Annotated in this window: 3 protein-coding genes and 1 pseudogene; all 4 read right to left on the bottom strand. The window is 74.4% G+C overall.

From position 1 onward, the window contains the following. Positions 1 to 379: Hpt domain-containing protein (locus ROTAS13_RS21640; RefSeq protein ID WP_171979194.1), on the bottom strand; the 379-nt coding region annotated here is incomplete at its 3' end. Positions 380 to 413: 34 nt separating this feature from the next. Next, positions 414 to 2081, bottom strand: coding sequence for a methyl-accepting chemotaxis protein (locus tag ROTAS13_RS21635; protein ID WP_019462183.1), 1668 nt, complete (start codon positions 2079 to 2081; stop codon positions 414 to 416). A gap of 6 nt (positions 2082 to 2087) precedes the next feature. Then, the gene (locus ROTAS13_RS21630) at positions 2088 to 2825 is read right to left on the bottom strand and encodes a chemotaxis protein CheW (RefSeq protein WP_075823377.1); all 738 of its coding nucleotides are present in this window, start codon (positions 2823 to 2825) and stop codon (positions 2088 to 2090) included. 10 nt (positions 2826 to 2835) lie between these two features. Then, positions 2836 to 3280 (bottom strand): annotated as a pseudogene (locus ROTAS13_RS21625) (protein-glutamate methyltransferase); the annotation flags it as partial.

Genomic DNA, 3280 nt, shown 5'->3' with positions numbered 1-3280 from the left:
GCAGCGCGTCGAGCGCCGCCAGGGCCGCCGACGGCGGGGGCGGCCCGTCCTCCTCCGGCGCGGCGGCGAGGTGCGCGGCCACCTGGGTCTCGACCGCGTCCAGCCCCTGCTGCGCCACCGCCTGGGCCCGGGCATCCAGCGGCATCCGGCCCTCGCCCAGCCGGGAGAAGAGCGTTTCCAGCCGGTGCGCCAGCTCCTCCACCGCGGGCAGGTCCACCGCCCGGGCGGCGCCCTTCAGGCTGTGCGCGCGGCGGAAGATGTCGCGCAGGTCCAGCGGCCGCCCGGCCTCCGCCGCCGCCAGGGCGGCGCGGATGGCATCCAGGTGTTCCCGGTGCTCCACCGCGAAGGCGGCCAGCAGTTCCTGGCGGAAGTCGGACATGCGCGCGCGGCCTCTTCGCTTGCCGGTGCCGCGCTCAGAGCCGGTAGCGGTCGGCCAGCGTGACGAGCTGCTGCGCCAGCTGGCTGAGATTGCTGGCCGCCGTGTCGAGCTGCCGCGTGCTGGCCGCCGTCTGCTGGCTCGCCTGCCGGATGTTGCCCAGCGCGCCCATCACCTGCTCGATGCCGAGCTGCTGCTGGTTGGTGCTGGCGACGATCTGCTGGAAGGTCTGCACGCTCTCCTGGATGCTGCCGGTGATCTCGCGGATCGTGGCATGGGTGGTGTCGGTGCGCGCCTTGCCGGCGGAGACGCGCTTCACCGCCTCCTCCGTCAGCATCACCGAGGCGCTGATGCCGCGCTGGATGTCGCCCAGGATGGAGCGCACCTGCGAGGTCGCCTCCTTGGCCTGGTCGGCCAGGGTCTTCATCTCGGCGGCCACCACGGCGAAGGAGCGGCCCTGCTCGCCCGCCGCAGCCGCCTCGATGGCGGCGTTCAGCGCCAGCAGGTGCGAGCGTTCGGAGATGTCGTTCACCGTGGCGATGATCTCGCCGATCGCCTGGGTCTTCTCGCTCAGCGACACGATGTTCGTGGCCACGGCCTCCGCCTGCTCGCGGATCGAGTCCATGGCCAGCATCGTGTCGTCCACGGCGCGCAGCCCGGCGCTGCTGTTGCGCGCCGCCGCCTGGGCGGAGGCGATCACCTCCTGCGCCCGCTTGCCGATCTGCGTGCCGGTATGGGTGATCTCGTCGGCCGTGGCCGCGGTCTCCTGCACCGCCGCGAGCTGCTCCTCGACGCCTGCCGCCTGCTCCTGCGTGGAGGCGCGGATCTCGGCGGCGGCGGCGTTGAGGTTCTCGGTCACCTCCCGGCTCTGCCGCGTCAGTTGCCGCAGGCCCTCCACCATCCCGTTCAGCGTGGCGCCGAGCTGGCCGATCTCGTCCTTGCCCGTGGCGGCCGCGGCGCCCGACAGGTCGCCCCGGCCGACGCGGGTGACGAATTCCATGAAGGCGGAGAGCGGCGCGCTGATGGTCCGGCGCACCAGCACCGCCAGGATCACCCCGACCAGCAGGGCGAAGCCCAGCACCGCCAGCACGGAGAGGCGGCTTTCCTCATAGGTCCTGGCCACCACGGACTGCCCGGCCGCCAGGGCCTCGTCCAGCTCCGCATCGGCCTGTTGCAAAGCGGTGTCGAGATCGTGCGACAGCGCCAGGATCGGCGCCGAGGCCGCGGTCACGCCCTCCAGGTCGTTGGCGCGGATCGCCGCGAACTGCTTTTCCGTCAGGCCCCGCATCTGGCCCAGGATGCCGGCGCCGCGATCCAGGGACTGGTTCAGCCGTTGCCAGGAGCGCCGGCGGTCGTCGGAGACCGAGCTGTCGGTGAAGCGGCGGGCGCGGTCGCGGGCATCGCGGATCGCGACCTCCGAACGGCCATGGGCCTCGTTCCAGATCCGCTGGGAATCATCGTCGGGCACCGGCCGGTCCAGCCGGCGCAGCAGGAAGCGCGCCACCGCGGTGTTGCGCGCCTCCTGCACGGTCAGGCTTTCGGTGCGCACCGAATCGAGCTGGCGCATCATGGCGAGGTCGCGGGTGACGATGGTGTCCGTCGTGTCGCGCACGAGGCTGAGCTGGCTCAGCCCGTACCAGCCAAGCCCGGCCAGCATCAGGATCAGGACGACGAAGCCGAAGAGGATACGATTGGCGATCGACACGCGGATTCAGGCTCCCGCAGCGGAGGTGGCGGACAGGAAGGGTTGCAGCAGGCGGTCGGGATCGAGCAGGCCGAGCACTCTTTCCCGGGGGCCGAGCGGCCCGGCCGGGACCAGCCCGCGCCCGGCGACGGCGCCGCCTTGGTCACCGGGCCCACCGGACGGCGCGGCCAGGGGCTGTGGCGTGACCACGCCCAGCGCGCGGTCCACGCGCAGGGCCACCCGGCCCGGCCCGCCGCGCAGCAGCAGCAGGTGGCCCGCCGGGGCGTCGGCCGCCCCCTGGCCGGCAGGGGGCGGAGCGGGAGGCAGGCCGAGCATCGCCGCCAGGTCCAGCACCGCATAGGGCTGCCCGGCGCGGGCGAAGAGGCCCAGCAGCGGCGGCGGCATCACGGGCAGGCCCGCCAGGACCGTGGCCGGCTGCACGGCGAGCAGCCGCTCCAGCGGCAGGCCATAGCATTCCCGGCCGAGCGCGCAGGCCAGCATGGGGGGCAACACGGGCGCCAGGGCCGCGCCGGTTTCCCCAGCCCGGCCCTGGCGCGCAGCCAGCCGGGCCGCGCGCTCCTCCAGCAGGCGCGCGGCGCGTGCCTCGCTCAGCCCGCCTACCGCCGGAAGCGCCAGGGGCGTTTTCGTGGGGGCGGAGCCCCCCGGGCCGATTACCGGGGCGGAGCCCCCCGGGCCGATTACCGGGGCGGAGCCCCCCGGGCCGATCGCCGGGGCGGAGCCCCGTTCGGGGATTCCGTTGGTCATGGGGCCGGCATCAGGACAGGGACAGGCCGAGTTGCAGCCGGGCCAGGGCATGCAGGTTGGCAGCGGTCATCCCGTCCCCCTCCTCGACAGGCGTTTCCCCCGGCAGGGTGCGGGCGATCCGGGCGGCGGTCGCGATGGCGCGCCGCCCCTCCTGCCGCCGGCCGAGATCCAGCAGCAGCAGGCCGAGCTGGTAGTGCGCGGCCAGGAAGTTCCTGTCCAGATAGAGGGCGCGCCGCAGCGCCGCTTCCGCTTCCGCGGCCTGGCCCAGGGCGCGGGCCAGCAGGCCGTCGTAGAAGTGCATCGCCGCCTGCATCGGGTCCTCACGGATGGCCTCCGCGCAGGCGGCGCGCGCCGCCGCCGACTCGCCGCGGTTGGCCAGGCGGCGAATCCGCTCCAGCGCCGGAGTCTCCGTCCCGACCTCCGGCCCGGCCGGGATGGGCAGCCCGGGTTCCGGC

The organism is Roseomonas sp. TAS13 (genome assembly GCF_001950415.1).
GTDB lineage: Bacteria > Pseudomonadota > Alphaproteobacteria > Acetobacterales > Acetobacteraceae > Roseomonas > Roseomonas mucosa.
The sequence above is the reverse complement of the archived record's forward strand: the minus strand, read 5'-3'. Positions and strand labels throughout refer to the sequence as shown.